The 18,653-nt window shown below is 40.9% G+C and carries 17 protein-coding genes; all 17 read right to left on the reverse strand.

Annotated elements, in window-relative coordinates:
- Window positions 1-9: 9 nt before the first annotated feature.
- Window positions 10-1,356: an FAD-dependent oxidoreductase gene (locus B9N65_RS03100; RefSeq protein WP_087582755.1), complete on the reverse strand. Its 1,347-nt coding sequence runs from the start codon at window positions 1,354-1,356 to the stop codon at window positions 10-12.
- 128 nt (window positions 1,357-1,484) lie between these two features.
- Window positions 1,485-3,488, reverse strand: coding sequence for a TonB-dependent receptor domain-containing protein (locus B9N65_RS03105; RefSeq protein WP_087582756.1), 2,004 nt, complete (start codon window positions 3,486-3,488; stop codon window positions 1,485-1,487).
- Window positions 3,489-3,720: 232 nt separating this feature from the next.
- Window positions 3,721-4,743, reverse strand: a complete 1,023-nt coding sequence (locus tag B9N65_RS03110; protein WP_087582757.1) for an NADH:flavin oxidoreductase/NADH oxidase — start codon at window positions 4,741-4,743, stop codon at window positions 3,721-3,723.
- Between the two features lie 281 nt (window positions 4,744-5,024).
- Window positions 5,025-6,539, reverse strand: coding sequence for a 2-isopropylmalate synthase (locus tag B9N65_RS03115; RefSeq protein WP_087582758.1), 1,515 nt, complete (start codon window positions 6,537-6,539; stop codon window positions 5,025-5,027).
- Window positions 6,540-6,679: 140 nt separating this feature from the next.
- Window positions 6,680-7,420 carry a CDP-diacylglycerol--serine O-phosphatidyltransferase gene (pssA, locus tag B9N65_RS03120; protein ID WP_087582759.1) on the reverse strand — a complete coding sequence of 247 codons (741 nt, stop codon included), beginning with the start codon at window positions 7,418-7,420 and terminating at the stop codon, window positions 6,680-6,682.
- A 1-nt stretch (window position 7,421) separates the two neighbouring features.
- Entirely contained in the window at window positions 7,422-8,039 is a 618-nt protein-coding gene (locus B9N65_RS03125; protein ID WP_087582760.1) for a phosphatidylserine decarboxylase, read from the reverse strand.
- A gap of 2 nt (window positions 8,040-8,041) precedes the next feature.
- Entirely contained in the window at window positions 8,042-9,967 is a 1,926-nt protein-coding gene (gene ftsH, locus B9N65_RS03130; RefSeq protein WP_087582761.1) for an ATP-dependent zinc metalloprotease FtsH, read from the reverse strand.
- Window positions 9,960-10,793: a 50S ribosomal protein L11 methyltransferase gene (locus B9N65_RS03135; protein ID WP_087582762.1), complete on the reverse strand. Its 834-nt coding sequence runs from the start codon at window positions 10,791-10,793 to the stop codon at window positions 9,960-9,962. Before B9N65_RS03135 ends, ftsH begins: the two co-directional genes overlap by 8 nt.
- A complete protein-coding gene (locus tag B9N65_RS03140; RefSeq protein WP_002939933.1) occupies window positions 10,793-11,158 on the reverse strand; it encodes a chemotaxis response regulator CheY in 366 nt (121 codons plus the stop codon). Before B9N65_RS03140 ends, B9N65_RS03135 begins: the two co-directional genes overlap by 1 nt.
- Before the next feature lie 63 nt (window positions 11,159-11,221).
- A complete protein-coding gene (gene hisA, locus B9N65_RS03145; protein WP_087582763.1) occupies window positions 11,222-11,932 on the reverse strand; it encodes a 1-(5-phosphoribosyl)-5-[(5-phosphoribosylamino)methylideneamino]imidazole-4-carboxamide isomerase in 711 nt (236 codons plus the stop codon).
- Window positions 11,932-12,543 (reverse strand): imidazole glycerol phosphate synthase subunit HisH, encoded by a 612-nt coding sequence (gene hisH / locus B9N65_RS03150; RefSeq protein ID WP_087582764.1) that lies wholly within the window; start codon window positions 12,541-12,543, stop codon window positions 11,932-11,934. The genes hisA and hisH overlap by 1 nt, the downstream gene beginning before the upstream one ends.
- Window positions 12,540-13,436 (reverse strand): PDC sensor domain-containing protein, encoded by an 897-nt coding sequence (locus B9N65_RS03155; RefSeq protein WP_009294679.1) that lies wholly within the window; start codon window positions 13,434-13,436, stop codon window positions 12,540-12,542. The genes hisH and B9N65_RS03155 overlap by 4 nt, the downstream gene beginning before the upstream one ends.
- 2 nt (window positions 13,437-13,438) lie before the next feature.
- On the reverse strand, window positions 13,439-15,220 hold the full coding sequence (gene pglF / locus B9N65_RS03160; protein WP_012140180.1) for a UDP-N-acetylglucosamine 4,6-dehydratase (configuration-retaining): 1,782 nt from the start codon (window positions 15,218-15,220) through the stop codon (window positions 13,439-13,441).
- On the reverse strand, window positions 15,221-16,312 hold the full coding sequence (pglE, locus tag B9N65_RS03165) for a UDP-N-acetylbacillosamine transaminase (protein ID WP_087582765.1): 1,092 nt from the start codon (window positions 16,310-16,312) through the stop codon (window positions 15,221-15,223). It abuts the gene before it with no gap.
- Window positions 16,313-16,361: 49 nt separating this feature from the next.
- Window positions 16,362-16,952, reverse strand: coding sequence for a UDP-N-acetylbacillosamine N-acetyltransferase (pglD, locus tag B9N65_RS03170; protein WP_087582766.1), 591 nt, complete (start codon window positions 16,950-16,952; stop codon window positions 16,362-16,364).
- A complete protein-coding gene (gene pglC, locus B9N65_RS03175) occupies window positions 16,939-17,544 on the reverse strand; it encodes an undecaprenyl phosphate N,N'-diacetylbacillosamine 1-phosphate transferase (RefSeq protein WP_087582767.1) in 606 nt (201 codons plus the stop codon). Before pglC ends, pglD begins: the two co-directional genes overlap by 14 nt.
- Window positions 17,537-18,652: a N,N'-diacetylbacillosaminyl-diphospho-undecaprenol alpha-1,3-N-acetylgalactosaminyltransferase gene (gene pglA, locus B9N65_RS03180; protein WP_087582768.1), complete on the reverse strand. Its 1,116-nt coding sequence runs from the start codon at window positions 18,650-18,652 to the stop codon at window positions 17,537-17,539. Before pglA ends, pglC begins: the two co-directional genes overlap by 8 nt.
- Window position 18,653: the final 1 nt, after the last annotated feature.

Here is an 18,653-nt window from a genome sequence, read left to right on the forward strand (position 1 = left end):
TCTCATTTCCTACCCAAAAAACTCGGCGTTAAATTTCTCTTCGTCGAAATTTTTGCCCAAAAATTTACAAATTTCTTCCATATCAGCCCTAGCCGTTTCAAAACAGCTAGTAGCCCCTGGGCTTGGCGTCATATTAAAGCTTATGCCCTCGCCTGTGCTGATCTTACCCTCGCCAAGCTCGAGCCGTTTTTTATTGCGGTCGATCACCTGCGGTCTTACGCCGCCAAAATTTACAGCATAGTTTAGGTCGTTTTCGCTTAGGCTTGGCACGATCTTCCTGGCGTCTTTGACAAATTCTTTTTTGTTGATAAATGGCACTTCAAACAAGAAATTTCTTAGGATATACGACCTGATGTCATCGTCTTTTAGTAAATTTGTAAAGACGTCAAGGACGTTTTTGTCAAATTTTAAGCACTTTAAGAAGTCAAAAAAGCTAGAACAGCCGTGAAATCTCTCAAGCTTTGGTATGACAAGGGCTGTTGGCCCAAAGCGAGTGTTGCCATTGGCTAGGATGTCTGGGTCGCCGTGGAGTGCGGCAAATGGTAGCTTGTCGTTTTGCACCATATAGACTTTGCCATTTAGCAGGCGCTTGTTAGCAAAATAAAAGCTTCCAGCAACTGGCAGCGTGCTAAGATGAAGCCCATAACCCATCTTGTGAGCTAAAAATAGCGAGTGTGCTCCAGCATCGACTACGACGTAGTTTGCAGTGATCACTTCGCCGTCATTTATCTTGATGTGAAATGTATCGCCCACCTTTTTCATATCAGTCACTTCTGAACTTAAGCTGATCTCATAGCCCTCGCCACCTAAATTTAGCGCATTTTGCACGAGCGAATTTGCCACGCCACCAAAGTCCATCGTCGTAAACTGGCCATTTTGCGCACCTATTGCGATGATGTTTTCTGGGCGCTCATTGCCATTTGCGTCAAAAACGACATTTGGCTCGATCTGCTTTAGCTTCTCTTTGTCATAAATTTCAAGATAAGGAAATAGCTCCTTAAAGCTCTCATATCGCTCCTTGATGCGCTCTACTTCGGCATCTCCGATGGCTAGCGTCATCTTTTGATGAGCGAACATATATTTGCCATCTAAGTTGTATTTTAGAGCGTATTTTACTGGCATATTTGCCACTTGTGAGACCTTTTTTGCCTTTTCTAGCGTGTAGTTTGTCTCGATATCGCCGCAGTGGATGGTCTGCGAGTTGCCCTTGCCGCTTGAATTTAGCGTCGCTACGCCGTCATATTTTTCTAAAAGCGCGACCTTTTTTATATCGCTAAATGCAGCCAACTCGTAAAAGAGTGCCGTCCCGCTAATGCCCGCTCCAACAATTGCCACTTCAAAGTGCTTTTGCCTCATTTTCTCCCCTGAAAGTTTAGTCGCACAAATGATACTATATTAAATTTAAATCAAACAGCAAAAAGTGAGGCGTGAAAAGTAGGCTGTGTAAAAGTGAAATTTGGCAAGGCTTTCACCTTGCCATAAAGCTAAAATTTATAAGAGACATTTACCTTGAAATTTCTACCTGGCTCCCAGTCTACGTAGTTTGGATCGCCTGTATAATCAGCCGTTCGTTGGGACTGCGAAGCGTATGCCTTGTTAAAGAGATTGTAAATTCCAGCATTTATCTCAAGCCCTTTAAATTTACCGCTACTTGGCGCATAGGTAGCGTAGATGTCGCTAACTGCGTAGCTTGGTATCTTGACATTTTCATTATCGCCAGCTGAGATGGTGTTTTTTGATGCAAAGTAGATTAGGTTATAGCCTATTAGCGTATCGATCCTTGAAAATGCGTACTCGGCGTTAAATGTGTATTTATCGCCCTGATCTCGGTAACCGATGATGTTTGAGGTGTAGTAGCTGCCATTTGGTTTAGCGACCCTATCTTTATATTTTACCTTTTGGTGAGTATAGCTAGCAGCTAGACTTAGTGCGTCTAAATTTAGCCTTGCAAGTAGTTCAACACCGCTTATATCAGCCCCACCAGCGTTTATACGTTTAAAAATAGTTGTTGTATTCGGCGGCGTTCCAATTTTATAAGAGCTGTTATCTACGATTAAGTTTTTATATTTTGTCATGAAGTATTTTGCAGATAAGCTATATGCGCTAGCTTCATTTATGTCGCCATGGTATTTAAGACCGGTTTCGTAGCTATTGCCAGTTGTCGCTTTTAGATCTTTATTTGCTTCAAAATTTTTTGCTCTACTTGCATACATCGACTCCATAACGTCAGGCCCTCTAAAGACCCTCGCATAGCTTGCAAACGCGTGTAACCCTTTAAGAATTTCATAATCAAGCGCAAGCGCTGGGGTAAATTCGTTAAATTTATATGTGTAGCTCTTTACATTTCCAGCTCTGCCGTCGTAGCTTTTTAGCTCGTGATGAGTATATCTAATGCCTGGAGTAACAGTTAGCGAACTAAAATTTAGCGCATCTTCTGCGTATATTGAGTAGTTATTTACCTTTTCTGGGTAGTGATTATCTGGTTTGTTGAAATTTTTACTTTGATAAAACTCAGTGCCATATCTAAAAGTCTGCGTCAAAGCGCCGCTCTCTACTACGCTCTTAGCCTTTGCATTTATGCCGTTCGTCTCTACGCCCCATTTTGAGCTATCAACCCTTTGGTGTCTTGTGTTATAAGCTGTCACATCTAAATTTAAAAGATCGCTTGGCTTATACTCATATTTTAGCGTTGTTGTGTCGCGCTCATACTTGCGGTTATCGACACTATTTGAGCCACTATACCAGCTGCCAAATTCTGCTCTTAAAGGATAAAGACCTTTAAATTCATTATGCTCTCTTGAGATAGAAATTCTATGTGCATCAAGGAAGCTATAACCAAGCTTTAAAAGATAGCTAAGATCGTTTCCGTCGCCGCCTATCTTTCTTTTGTTGCCGCTTTTGCCGTAGTCGTAGCCTTTGTGATTAATAGCTGCTATAAAGTCAAGCCCTTCAACTGGGGTGGTAAAAAGCATAAGGCCTTGAGAAAATTCGCTGTTATTTGAGGCGTATCCAGTCTTTATCTTTGCACCGATCTTCTCGCCGCTTTCTAGCAAGTCTTTTGCATCCACCGTTTTAAAGGCGACTGAGCCACCAAGCGCGCCAGAGCCATTTACGACTGACCTTGAGCCAACCTCGACGTCTATGGCTTTTATGAGATCAGGGTCTATCAGCAAGTCGGCGTTATGGTGAAACGTGTTTCCATTTTGTTTTGCGCCATCTATCGTGATATTTAGACCGCGATCACTTACACCTCTCATGTAAATTTTTTGGTTCATGCCGTTTGTGCCGCCCACGTAAACGCCAGGGATATCCCTCATCACGTCTTTTGCCAGACCAGCGTTTCTAGTTGAAATTTTGATATCATCAACGCCGTATCCACCACTGCTACTTGTCACCTCAACACCACTTAGCACGCTCTCGTCTGCTGCGTTTGCACAAACTGCAACACTTGCTGCAAGAGAGAGCTTAAATAAGCCCTTAAATCTCATCTCTCCTCCTAATTTGATTATTAAAATTACTATTTTAGTTTATAATCTAATTTTGAGATTGAATATTATAATTTTAAATATAAATTTCATATAAAAATTTAAACTAAATGCTATTTTATAGCTATAAATATAGAAATTTGTATTTGTTGTGTAGAAAAAATAGCAAGTAAATTTTGGATATTTTGTTTAAGAAAAGTGAAATTTGGCAAGGCTTTTACCTTGCCGTGAAAATTTAGTATGCCCTTTTATAAGCGTTTTCTATCTTTTCGCTTTCGCCAAATTCTTTCATGGCGCCAAAAGCAAAATATGGGTTGCGTAGTAGCTCCCTGCCAAGCGCCACGCCGTCGCAGACATCACCAAGCAGCAACGCCTCGCACTCGCTTGCCTTTGTGATAAGGCCGACTGCAAAGACTGGGATTTTAACTGTGTTTTTCACCGCTTTTGCGTAGCCAGCCTGATAAAGAGGTGTAAATTTTGGCGCGCTATCAACTTTTGCATAGACACCGCCAGCCGAGACGTGGATGAAGTCAGCTCCATTTTTCTCTAGCTCACGCGCGAGCTTCACGCTATCCTCTACGTCCCAGTCGCCCTTAAGCCAGCTACTTGCACTTATCCTAACACCAACAGTGATATTAGCGCCAGCCTTAATCTCTCTTAAAATTTCAAGCAGCAGCCTTATGCGGTTTTCAAAAGTGCCGCCGTATTCGTCACTTCGCTTATTTGTGCCAGCACATAAAAATTGATTTATCAAATATCCATGCGCTGCGTGTATCTCCACAGCCTCGTATCCTGCGCTCTTTGCCCTAATGGCCGCATCCACAAAGCTTTGCTTGACGATTGCGATATCCCCTGCGCTCATCTCTTTTGGCGTGGCGTAGTCATCGCTAAATTTGATCTCACTTGGCGCAATGATGTCTTCACACGTGCCCTTTCTGCCAGCGTGAGCAAGCTGGACGGCCATTTTGGCGCCGTATTTAGCGCAGCCTTTTACTAGCTCTGCGTGAGCCTCGATCTGCTCGTCACTCCAAAGTCCAAGGTCTTTTTTGGTGATCCTGCCGCGCGCCTCCACAGCCGTCGCCTCAACTATGATCATACCAACGCCGCCGATCGCCCTTGTAGCGTAGTGTAGCTTGTGAAAGCACCTTGGACGGCCATCCTCTTTTTTGACCTCATACATGCACATAGGAGCCATGATAATGCGGTTTTTGATCTCGATGTCGCCTATCTTAAACGGTGTAAAAAGCTTATTTTGCATGAAATTTCCTTTAAAAATTTTTGATTATTTTAAGATATTTGTTTAAATTCTTGGATATGTAGGAATTTACTTCTTGCGACTTAGAAAGTTCAAGCAAATTTTAAAATTTCATGAACGAGTAATTTCGGCTCTAAATTTTTAGCTAAGCTATAAGCGAAGCCAAATTTTAGTAGTCAATTCTTGTGAGTGAATGGAATTTTAAAATTTGAAAAACGCAGTAAATTTAAAGAGCAGCTAAATTTAAATTAGCCAGCTGCAAATTTAGCAGCCAGCCAGAAATTTTAGTTTTTATGAATGCGAAGGTAGCTATTTAGTGCGCCAACATAGGCCTTAGCACTTGCCATCATCGTATCGATATCAAGTCCGTGACCCATTACGGCTGTTTTGCCCTCAAACTCGACCTTGACATCAACCTTCGCAAGAGCGTCTTTGCCCTGCGAAACAGCTGTGACCTTGTAGTCTTTTAGCGTGCCATTTATGCCACTAATGCGGTCAATAACCTTAAATATCGCATCCGCAGTGCCATTTCCAAGGGCTGAGTCACTGATAATCTCGTCGTTGTGCTTAATACTCATAGAGGCACTTGCTAAGCTGCCGCCGCTACTTTGAAGAAGCCCTATGATCTCGTAAGCCTGCGGTATTTTCGTGATCTCCTCAGCCACAAGCGCCCTGATATCGTCGTCAAATATCTCTTTTTTCTTATCCGCCAACTCTTTAAATTTCTCAAACGCCTTATTAAGCGCATCACTATCAAGGTCAAATCCAAGGCTAGCAAGCTTATCTTTAAACGCATGGCGACCGCTGTGCTTGCCAAGAACGAGCGAGTTTTTCTCTAAGCCGATACTCTCAGCACTGATGATCTCATAAGTCTCTTTGTGCTTTAGCACGCCATCTTGATGGATGCCACTCTCGTGTGCAAAGGCATTTTTGCCAACGATTGCTTTGTTTGGTTGTGGCTCGATGCCTGTGATGCTAGCGATCAGCCTTGAAGTTGGATAAATTTCTTTTGAGATGATGCCAGTGTAAAGCGGCGCAAAGACGTCTTGGCGCGTTTTAATAGCCATCACAATCTCTTCAAGCGCAGCATTTCCAGCACGCTCGCCGATGCCATTTATCGTGCCCTCAACCTGCCTTGCGCCAGCTTTTATGGCGGCTAGCGAATTTGCCGTAGCCATGCCTAGATCGTTGTGGTTATGCACCGAAACTACCGCTCTATCGCCTATAAATTTTACTATTTCGCTAATGCGAGCTGTGATCTCCTCTGGATACAAGTAGCCAACCGTATCTGGGATGTTTATGGTTTTTGCCCCTGCGTTTATCGCTGCATCGCAAATTTCTTTTAAAAAGCTCATCTCGCTTCTGCATGCATCCTCGCAGCTAAACTCCACGTCATCACAAAATGTTTTTGAGTATTGTACCGCCTCAACCGCACGCCTGATCACCTCGTCTGGGCTCATTTTTAGCTTGTACTGCATGTGGATCGGGCTTGTTGCTATGAAGGTGTGAATTCTTTTGTTTTTTGCTGGAGCTAGTGCCTCGCCAGCTGCCTTGATGTCACGCTCAACCGCACGTGCAAGCGAGCAGACAGTGATGTTTGAAGCTTGCTTTGCGATCTGATTTACCGCGTCAAAATCCCCTGGGCTAGCCGCTGCAAATCCAGCCTCCATCACATCAACACCAAGCCTTTCAAGCTGAAGTGCGATCTGTAGCTTTTCAGCTGTGTTCATAGAAGCTCCTGGGCTTTGTTCGCCATCTCTTAAAGTCGTATCAAAGATTATAATTTTATTTTTATCCATTTTTTGTCCTTTTATTAATTTTTGTATTTAAATTTAATGAGTTAAGTAAAGAAGAATTTGCTACCTAAGTAGCAGCAGTAGAGAGTTTTTGATTTCGATGTTTGGTAAAAATTTACGCGATTTTATTATGCCATTTTCGCTCATTCGCTCTCCTTTTTTTTGTGATTTTTGCTAAACATTATAGCCGCTCTAATAATACCATAAAGCACGTAAACGCTCATCACCAAAGTTGCACTTTCAAATGGATATAGATAAAGCATAGAAAAAACAACCACAAGTGCTACTAAAATTCGTATAACATGAGTTTGTTTTAAATTCATCTTTTTAAAACTTGGGTAGCGGATATTACTAACCATCAAGATAGCTAAAACCGCTTCAAGCAATATAAAGCACCACTCAAAACCCTCTAAAAATGTGTAATAATCTGCATCCACATAAATGCCGATCCAAAGCACACTAACAATCGCTGCTGATGGTATAGGAAGTCCAATGAAGACATTTGGCTCATAGGTGCCTGTGGTGACATTAAAACGAGCCAGTCTAATAGCTCCAAATACTACAAACATAGCTGCTATTAGTGCGCCAAATCTTCCAAATTTTGCACCAACTGTTAGATAAAATAAAATCGCTGGAGCTACGCCAAATGCTACAAGGTCTGCAAGACTATCAAACTCTACTCCAAATTTACTCGTAGTCTTTGTAAGTCTTGCCACGCGTCCATCAAGTCCGTCTAAAATCAGTGAAAGAATGATGTAAATAATGGCCTTAAAATAGTTCCCCTGAATAGATGAAATAATGCTTATAACGCCCAAAAAAGCGCTTGCAGCGGTAAATAAATTTGGCAAGATATACATTAACTGCATTTTTTGTATGCTATTCATTTTATTTTTCCTCTTCAAAGTATCCAAGAAGTGAAGCAGCTTTAACGCTCTCGCCAACGCTTACGCAAATTTTAGTATCTCTTGGCAAGTATAAAATCACTTCGCCGCTTCCTAAAAAGCCAAATTTTCTAGAGGCTTTTAGACTGGTAATGTTATAAATTTCTAAACTTCTACTAAAAACTCCAGCTATGATCTTCATAGCAAATTTAATATTTCCTTTTTCAAAACGAATTATCGCTCTTTCATTTAACATCTCTGAAATTTTCATCGCCTGACACAAAAAGAGCCCATGCCTTCTTTTAACTTCAGTGACGTTAGCATCGCTTATAGCCCTTAGCGTACCTACGCCAAAAAATGGCTTTGAGATAACTATCTTAGCTGCCTCTTTATCATCAAAATTTGAAACGCTGATCTCTTTTATCTTACCATCTATGGGCGAAAGTAAGGCTAGTTTATCATCAGTAAAAGGCTCTCTTTCAGGGTCTCTAAAAAAATAAAGAGTTAAAAGAAGTAGTGCTAGAAAAAATAGTGGCGCAATACCAAACAATGCAGATATAGCAAATAAAATCAAAAAGAATAATATAAATTTATACCCTGCTTTTGCGATGTAGCCACTCATTTTTATTCCTCTTTTTTGCCTTTTTCCTCTTCTTCAAGCTCTACAAGCTTGCTTTCAAGACCATTTTCTTCTTCGTAGTTTTTGATGATCTCTCTAACTCGTTTTCCCTCGATAGTCTCTTCTTCATAAAGTGCTGAAACCATGTTTTCAATGGCGCCTTTATAAATTTCAAGAAGACCAAGCACAGCTGTATACCTCTCATGAAGAAGCGCTTTTACGAACTCATCAACCTTTTCAGCCATCTTATCGCTATAGTCTTTTATGCTTTGTCCGCCATTTAAAAATGTTGCGCGTTGCTTTTCAAGCACCATAAGACCGGCGACATCGCTCATACCATACATGCTAACCATAGCTTTTATGATATCAGTTGCACGCTCTAGATCGTTGCTAGCTCCAGTTGATATCTCTTTTATAAAGACCTCTTCAGCAGCCCTACCAGCCAAAAGCACATCCACTTCTGCAAGTAGTTCATGCTTTTGCATCATAAATTTATTCTCTTCAGGTGTATTTAGCGTATAGCCAAGCGCTGCAAGACCGCGCGGTACGACTGAGACCTTTGTCACTCTTTTTGCACCTTTTGTTAGCTCAGCTATCAAGGCATGACCGCTTTCATGGTAAGTGACTATCTTTTTCTCTTTTGGATTTACGCGGCGTGATTTTTTCTCTAAACCAGCTATAGATCTCTCGACTGCCTCCACCAGATCAGCCTGCTCGACAAAAGTCTTTGACTTGCGTCCTGCAAGAAGTGCCGCCTCATTTATGATATTTTCAAGATCAGCACCAGCTAAACCAGTAGTAAGCCTTGCGATATCCTCGATATTTACATCTTTGCCGATTTTCACATCTTTCATATGGACTTTTAAGATGTCACAACGTCCTTTAAAATCAGGCTTATCAACAAGCACTTGCCTGTCAAATCTACCCGGTCTTAAAAGTGCAGCATCCAAAACTTCAGGTCTATTTGTAGCTGCTATAACGATGACTGGTGACTTGTCCGCATCAAAGCCGTCCATCTCAGAAAGAAGCTGATTTAGCGTCTGCTCTCTCTCATCATTGCCACCCATAGGACCAGAATTTCTGCTCTTACCGATCGCATCGATCTCATCTATAAATACAATCGCTGGGGCCTCTTTTTTTGCATTTTCAAAAAGATCCCTAACCCTACTTGCGCCAACGCCAACAAACATCTCTATAAAGCTTGATGCTGACATAGAAAAAAATGGCACGCTAGCCTCGCCCGCAACTGCTCTTGCAAGAAGCGTTTTACCAGTACCTGGAGGGCCAACTAACAAAATACCTTTTGGAATTTTAGCTCCAAGTCTTAGATATTTATCTGGGCTCTTTAGATAATCAACTATCTCTTGAACCTCTTCTTTTGCCTCTTCAACGCCTGCAACATCGTCAAATTTAACTTTTGGTTTTTCAGAATTTATAAGCTTTTTTGCACTTCCTATACCTAGTATGCCACCGCCGATATTCTTTTGCATGCGACTAGCGATAAACATCCAAATAGCAAAAAATATAAACACCGGTATGATCCATGAAAATATAAGATCTCCAAACCAGTTATTTTCACTATAAACGCTGTAAGTTATGCCGTTTTGCTCAAGTATGCCAATGAGCGTTGGATCATTTATTCGCTTTGCGAGGTAGATGGTTTTATCATTACCAACGCCTTTTATCGTAGTTTCAGATATCGCAACCTCATTTAGCTGCTTATTTTTTAGCATATCCTTAAATTCAGAATAAGCTATCATCTTGCTTTGAGCGTTGCTACCAAGCCCAAAAGTACCGCCTAGTCCGTCGCCACTAAAGCTTCTAAAAGCTAGAACTATAACTATCGCAAAAATAGCAAAGATAAAAATGGGATTTTTGTTAAAAAATCCGTTATTATCGCCATTATTTTGGTTATTATTTTGATTATTCATCCATTTCCTTATAAACAAAGCTAACCCAATCATTAGCCTGTTTTATCTCAACTAGCTCCAAATCCTTAAACGTATCTTTAATCCTATCTTCGTATTTGTTCAAAATTCCAGACAATACTAAATAGCCACCCTTTTTAAGCGATTTTTTCAAGTCATTTGAGAGCATAAAAATGACATCAGCAATGATATTTGCTACGACGATGTCATATTTTTGCTCTAAATTTGCAATAGAACCTGTCCAAATTTTATTAAATTTAACCTCATTTAGCTGGGCGTTACTTAGCGAACTTTGCGTGGCCTGCTCGTCTGTATCGCAGGCATCGACCTTGCAGCCAAGCTTTGCTAATGCAATACTTAATATCCCACTTCCGCATCCCACATCTAAAGCGGTATCGCCACTTTTTGCATATTTTTGTAAAAGTTGCAAGCAAGAATTTGTGCTTTCATGGTGCCCTGAGCCAAAGGCTAGAGCTGGGTCGATTATGATATTTGTTACGCCACTAAGTGGCTCTTCCCAGCTAGGTCTAATATAAATTTTATCAACCAAAATAGGCTTAACTGCCTTTTTATATTCACCTAGCCAGTCTTTATTTTCTTTTAAATTAAGAGAAATTTTTAAATCATTTGAAATTTTACGAACGCTAGAGAGCCCTTTTGCATACTCTTCGACACCCCAAGCTATATCTTTTAGATCATACTCTTCCCTGATGATGATCTCATGATCTAGCTCTTCTACACAGGTGACCCCAAAAGAAAAAACTAACTCTAAAATTTCATCATAAAAATTTGATGTTTTGATGCTTAATTCGTAAAATTTATCTTTCATTAACCAAGAACGTCTTCAAGCTTCTCTTTTAAAACTTGTGGCGTAAAAGGTTTAACGATGTAGTTATTAACACCTGCTTTTAAAGCTGTTATAACCTCGGCTTTTCCGCCCTCTGTTGTTACCATTATGATAGGCATATCAACATATTTTTGCTCAGCCCTTACTTTTTTAACAAGCTCAAGACCGTTCATCTCAGGCATGTTCCAGTCAGTAATAAGAACCTCAATACCCTCGTTTTGTGTCAAGATATTCCAAGCTTCAAGCCCGTGCTCAGCCTCAAGAATTTCTTGATGTCCTAACCTTTGCAAAGTATTTTTTATGATCCTTCTCATTGTTGAGCTGTCATCTACAACCAAAATCTTCACATAATATCCTTTTAGTAAAAATTGCCCTATTCTAGCTAATTAAAATTTATAAAAGCTTTAACGCTAGCCAACTTGTTTGAAAGCATCTTTCAAATCAAGTCGTCCCTCATAGTAAGCTTTACCAACGATCACGCCAGCTATCTCTTTTGTTTCTTTTAGCGCCAAAATGTCGTTTATATCGCTCACACCGCCACTTGCTATGGTCTCAAGCTTGCTGCTTCTAGCTATTTGCAAGCTAAAATCAACATTAACCCCGCCAAGCATTCCATCTTTGTTAATATCGGTGCAAATCACAGCTTCTACACCCACATCTGCAAATTTTTTTGCAAGATCGACTGCTTTTATGCTTGAAACCTCACCCCAGCCTTGCACTGCCACATAGCCATCTTTGGCATCTATGCCAACTACAACCCTGTAAATTTCAGCCATTTTTGCTGTAAATTCTGGATCACGAAGGGCAACCGAGCCAAGGATCACTCTGCTAACTCCAAGGTCCAAATAGCGCTTTATACGCTCTTCATCCCTTATGCCACCGCCCACTTGCACCTTTAAATTTGTAGCTTTTACTATCTTTTCTATCGTGTTAAAATTTATAGCTTCTCCCGCAAATGCTCCGTCAAGATCAACCACATGCAGCCATTTTGCGCCGTAATCTTCAAACCTCTTAGCAAGCTCACTTGGCTCACTGCTATAAATTTTAGCACTTTGCATTAGCCCTTTACTTAGCCTAACTGCTTGCCCCTCTTTTAGATCTATCGCTGGGAAAATTTCCATCACAACCTCGCAAAATTTTCTAAAATTTTAAGCCCAACCTCGTGGCTTTTTTCTGGATGAGGCTGAAAGCCAAAGATATTTTCATGCCAAACCGCACTTGTAAATTCATATCCATAAGTTGTCTTTGCAAGCACAAATTTATCATCGCAAACCACGTGGTAGCTATGCACAAAGTATAAATACTCAAGCTCTTTTAATCCTAATCTTAAAGGGCTGTTTTGTTTAAACTCAAGTGTATTCCAGCCAACGTGTGGGATCTTTAGTGGTTTATCAAATTTAGCTTCATCAAATTTAACAACCTCGCCTGGCAAAAGAGAAAGCCCTTCATGCTCGCCAAATTCAAAGCTTTTTTCAAACAAAAGCTGCATACCAAGGCAAATTCCTATAAAGGCCTTGCCATTTTTTACAGCCTCTTTTATCGCTTCATCCATGCCGTTAAATTTGAGCTTTTTCATCGCCTCGCCAAATGCCCCAACACCTGGTAAAACGATGTGAGAGTGCTCTTTTAAACTCTTGGGCTCACTTAGCAAAACGCACTCATGTCCAAGAAATTTAAAGGCATTTATCACGCTTTTGATGTTGCCCGCGCCGTAGTCAATAATAGCGATCATCTGTTCTCTTGTCTTTTTACGCTAAAGAGATAAAAGCTAAGTGCTGCCATAAGCATCGCCACACCGCCTATTAGATAGATAGCGTTTATGATATTTTCAGGTGCAGTTATGGCAAATTTAAAGACTAGCATGAGCGCTTCGATCGCAAGTGCGATGATGATAGAGCCGATAAATCTAACCATCGTCTTATAAATAACACTATTTTCTTCATGATTTTTGCCTAAAACCTCTTCTTCAAATATCGTCTTTACAAGGTCAAAAATGGCAAGAGCCAGCGTTAAAATGATGGTTGATTCAAAAATTTCTTCGACATTTATATGCTCTATGCTCTTTGAGATAAAGCTCTTTACGCCGTGCCAAAATAAAAATGCACAGATCATAAAAAGCGATGCACAAAAGAGCGCATAGACTGTCTTTAAAAATCTACCAAAATGCTCCTCGACAAAGCCGCTATCGACCATATTTAGGATATTTTCTAGGCTTATATCGATGCAAGCGATAAATTTAAGCTCGTTTTTTTCATTATAGATAGGCACGCTTGCTGTGACGCATAAACCTCCATTTAGACTTGATGGATATGGATCGCTTAAAACGCACCTTTTCTCGCGCACGGCGGTGTAGTAGTAGGCTTTATTTGCGCGATTTTCACCTTTTGGAATTTTATACTTTTCATTTAGACTTATCGAGTCTTCGATCTGTATGCCATTTTCGTCTAAAATGTATAGTGCGTCAAAATTTTCTATCTCGTGGCTGATCTTATCAAAGCCAGCTTTTATGTTTTCTAAGCAGACTCCAGGCAGTCTGTTTGGCAAATTTCTACTAAATAAATAGCAGATATACGCCCTTGCCTTATATCTCGTATCACTAAATCTCTTAATATCTTTTATAACCAAAATTAGCCTTTTAAATTTAATGCATGATTAAACTCTGGTACGATCACCTTAAGAGCAGGTGCTACCTCGTCATCTTCAAGCTGCAAAAGCCCATTTATCTGTGAGTTTAAAAGGGTCAGATCATAAGGCTGTGAGTGTGTCACGAAGATCGACTCATACTTAGTTTGGACGTCATCTTTGTTGATAAGCAGCTCCTCATAAAGCTTCTCGCCAGGTCTAAGCCCTACAAATTCGATGCCTAAATGCTCTTTATTTGAAAGCAGAAGCATCTTTTTAGCAAGATCAACGATCTTAACTGGCTCGCCCATATCAAGCACGAAAAGCTCTCCGCCTTTTGCTATAGAGGCTGCTTGAAGGACTAGCTGGCACGCTTCAGACGTAAGCATAAAGTATCTTGTGATCTCTGGGTGCGTGACGCTTAAAGGCTTGTTTGCAGCGATCTGCGCTTTAAATTTAGGTATGACTGAGCCACTTGAGCCAAGAACGTTACCAAAGCGCACGCAAACTATCTCGCACACACCTGCTTCGTTTGAATTTAGTGCGTAAAGCTCGCAAACACGCTTAGTTGTACCCATTATGTTTGTTGGGCGCACAGCCTTGTCTGATGAGATCATGACAAATTTCTTAGCACCATATTTTTTAGAAAGATCGACTGCATTTTTTGTGCCAAGGATGTTGTTTTCAACTGCTGAGCGAGGATTTAGCTCGCAAAGTGGCACGTGTTTGTAGGCTGCAGCGTGGATGACGATCTCTGGTCTAAATTCTTCAAAAACCTCTTCAAAGTCTTTTAAATTTGTGATATTTACAAGCTTGCTAACAGTTCTTTTATCTCTTGTATCTTCGCCTATTTTATAAAGGTTAAACTCGCTGTGCTCGACCATTATAAGCTCACTGACGCCATATTTCAAGCACTGCTTACAAATTTCGCTTCCTATACTACCGCCAGCTCCAGTGACAAGCACTTTTTTATCTTTTAAGAAATTTGAAATGGCTTCTGGATTAAGGTCTTTTGGCTTTCTAGCGAGCAAATCTTCGATCGAGATATCTTTGATCGGCTCATTTTCGATAAGCGAAAAGAGCTTCATATCTCTTATACCATATCCAGTTAGCTCATCAACTAAAGCTTGAAGCTCGTCTTGATCGAGCGCAAGTGCAATGATAGCAGTCTTTGCGTCGTAGTCTTTTATAAGGCTTGGTATATCTTTTTTATCTTGAACTAAAAATCCATCACAATATGTGCCAACAAGATCGCTTCTACCATCTACCACGCCAACTGCGTAGTAGTCAAGATAGCCCTGCTTTAAGCCGCGCAAGACGTGAAGCGCCTTTGAGGTCGCGCCTATAACTATACAAGGCTCGCCTTTGTGGGGTCTGTTTGAAAAGTCAAGCACCATACGCTTTGAAATTCTCAAAAGCCCGATAAGTAGGCACGAGATGAGAAGATCGATAAATATGACGCTTCTTGGGTAAGGATTTAAAAAATCTTGTATGATGAAAAATACGATCGTAAATAAGATCGCCGCGCAAACGTGAGCTAGGAAAATTTTACGAGCCTCATTTAAGCCAAAAAATCTCCACGGCACCTTGTAAATTTTAAACATCCACATAAAAAAGAGCTTAAATACGATCAAAAATCCAGCCGTTACAAAAAGCCCTTGCACGTAGATATCTGGGATGTCGGCGTTAAATCTCAAAAGATAAGCTGCATATATCGAAAAAACAAATATAAAAACATCGCCAAGAAGGAAAAATACGAGCCTTTTTAACTTCGTTGCATGAAACATTTACGCATTTTCCTTGACTATTTTGATCACTCTTTCTTGTGTCTGCTCGCTCATATCGCTGCCACTTGGCAAGCAAATTCCTCTTGAAAATAGGTCTTCACTATATCCATCAACAAAGCTTAACGCACCTTTAAAAACAGGCTGCAAGTGCATAGGCTTCCAAAGTGGGCGGCTCTCGATATTTGCATCAGCTAGTGCTTTTATAACCTTTAAATGTGCATCTTTTTTAGCAAAAACGCCAGTTGTGAGCCATCTGTTGCCACGAGAATTTGGTAGCTCTGGCATAAATTCTAAAATATCGCCAAGCTCTTTTTCATAGATATCAAAGACCTTTCTCTTTTGCTCGACTCTTTTTTCTAAAACTTCCATCTGAGCCACGCCAATAGCGCCTAGAACGTTGCTTAAGCGGTAGTTGTAGCCATAGTCTTTATGCTCATAGTGAAGCAAAGGCTCTCTTGCTTGCGTGCTGTAAAATCTAGCTTTTTCTACAAATTCGCTATCTCCAACTAGCATGCCGCCACCTGAAGTGGTGATGATCTTGTTGCCATTAAAACTATATCCGCCCATCACGCCAAATGTGCCAAGTGCCTTGCCGCCGTAAAATCCGCCAAGCGCTTCAGCTGCATCTTCAACCAAAGCGATGCCTTCATTTTGGCAAATTTCGCAAATTTCTTTCATCTTTGAAGCTTGTCCGTAAAGATGAGTGACGACCAGCGCTTTTGGCTTTTTAGGTAAATTTGAGATCGCTTTTTTAAGTAGCTCTGGGCTTAAATTCCAGCTCTCGTCGCAGTCGATAAAGACTGGAGTTGCCTTTTCATAAAGTATCGGCGAGACTGAAGCCATAAAAGTAAAGCTAGAAGCTAGCACAAAATCGCCCTCTTTTACGCCAAGGACGCGCAGTGCTAGGTGAAGTGCTGCAGTTCCAGCGCATAGTGCAAGTGCATCTTTGGCGCCAGTGTAAGCCTTTATGCTATCTTCAAATTTATTGACATATTCGCCAAGTGGCGCTATGTAGTTGCTTTCAAAAACTTTTTTTATATATTCTTGCTCTTTTCCACTCATATTTGGTGGAGATAAAAAAACCCTATCCATTTTCATACCTTTCGTGATTTTTTGGCGATTTTAGCACTTATTTTTAAATTTATATCTTAGCGCGCTCGCATGCAGGCACACCATACGCCTTTATGCCGTCCTTTATATCTCTAACGACCACGCTTCCAGCGCCGATGATGCAGTTTTTGCCGATGCTTATGCCTTGAATGACGCTTGAGCCAATGCCAACGTGCGTAAATTCGCCCACGCTCACATTTCCAGCAAGGGCTGCATTTGGGCTGATGTGAGCAAATTTGCCTATCACACACTCATGCTCTATCACCGCACCAGAGTTTATGATAGCGCCCTCTTTTATGCGAGCTTTTGCGTTTATCACGGCATTTGGCATGACAACCACACCTTTTTCTATTACGGCACTTTTGCTCACAACCGCACTTTTATGGATCAAATTTACTATCTCAAAGCCAACATCCTCCACCTTTTGGCTGATCTTTTGCCTAGTTTTATTATCACCTATGGCTATTATGATGTCAGCTTTTTCAAGCTCTGGGCTAAATTTATGCTCACTAGCATCGTCTAAAAAAGCTATCTCATCATAGCCATTATTTCTGGCGATATCAGCGATCACAAGCCCATGCCCACTCGCTCCGTAGATGTAAATTTTCTTAGTTTTTGCCATTAAATTTCTCCGTCGTAGCCTGCCCCTCTTTGCTGACACCACTTCGTTTTAGCACCTTTTCGATGGTCTGCAAAGCGATCTTTACATCAAGCATAAAGCTTAAATTTTTAGCGTAATAGACGTCGTATTCAAATTTTTTCTCCCAGCTTATGGCGTTTCTGCCATTTACCTGCGCTAGACCCGTGATACCTGGGCGCACGTCATGGCGGTGCTTTTGCGTTTCGTTATAGATGGGTAGATATTCGACCAAAAGCGGCCTTGGTCCGATAAAACTCATATCGCCCTTTAGCACGTTAAATAGCTGTGGTAGCTCATCGAGGCTAAGTGAGCGGATAAGTTTGCCAAATTTACCAAGACGCTGATCATCTGGCAAGAGCTCGCCATTTGCGTCGCGCTCATCGCTCATCGTCTTAAATTTATAAATTTTAAAAATTTTCTCATTTAGCCCTGGTCTTGCCTGCGTAAAAATGATGTCACGGCTTACCTTAAAATAGATAAAGATCGCCGTTGCTATGATGATGGGCGATGTTAAAATGAGCAAAAACAAAGCTCCCAAAATATCAATCACCCTCTTTAAAAAATTTCTATACATCTATAAATTTCCTATAAATTTCTATATATCTTTTTGCGATTTGCTTCTCGTCAAACTCACTCACCGCCCAGTCTCTGCCATTTGCTCCAAGCTTAGCACAAAGCGCTTCGTCATCAAGCAAAGTTTTTATCTTACTAGCAAGATCGCTTGCGTCTTTTACCTTGCATAAAAGTCCGTTGTAGCCATCTTTTACAGCCTCATTGCAGCCTGTAACATCGCTTGCAACGACTGCTTTAGCCATGCTCATCGCCTCTAAAACCGTTCTTGGAAAGCCCTCTTTATAACTTGGCAAAGCAAGCAAATAAGAAGCCTTTAAAAGCTGCGGTATGTCGTTTCTAGCGCCAAGATATCGCACTTTGCCACCTTTTAAAAAGCTCTCGTCCGCGGTTGATTTATTACCAGCAAAGCCCTCGCCCACAAAGACAAATTCACAGTTTTTATAGCCATTTAAAATTTCAGCTGCCTCGTAAAATTCACGAACGCCCTTATGCCACATGGCTCTTGCGATCATTAAAATGACCTTTTTTTCACCAATGTCCGCCGCCTGCGTGATGGCTGGGTCAAATTTAGCAGTATCCACGCCGACACTTTTTATGCGGTACACCTTGCTTTTATCTATCAAATTTTTAGAAATCAGATAGTCTGGATCTGCGTCATTTACGAAGATGCAAGCATCAGCCTTTGCAAAAGAGAGCTTATAAAGGCTCTCCATAACAAAACGCACAGCCTTTGTCTTAAGATCATCATCGATATAAAAGCTACCAAGGCCTTCGACCAAATTTATCACGTGTTTTATGCCAGCGTTTTTAGCAGCAAATGTGCCAAAGACATTTGACTTGTGAGCGCCAGTTTGAAGCAGGTCTAAATTTAGCTCGCCTAAAATTTGAGATAGTTTTTTTGAGTTATTTATCACAGTTAGTGGATTTAGGCTCGCCTTATCAAGCTCGTAGGTAACGGCGTGAAAGCTTTTAGCAAGCTCATTAGTGAAATTTCCTTTTGGAGCGATAGCAAAAACTTCATGCCCCATATCTTTTAAAGCCTGCATAATAGGTCGTCTAAAAAAGTGTATGCTCATATCAGCGTGGCTTAAAAATCCTATCCTTGCCATA

Source organism: Campylobacter concisus (assembly GCF_002165815.1).
GTDB lineage: Bacteria > Campylobacterota > Campylobacteria > Campylobacterales > Campylobacteraceae > Campylobacter_A > Campylobacter_A concisus_BH.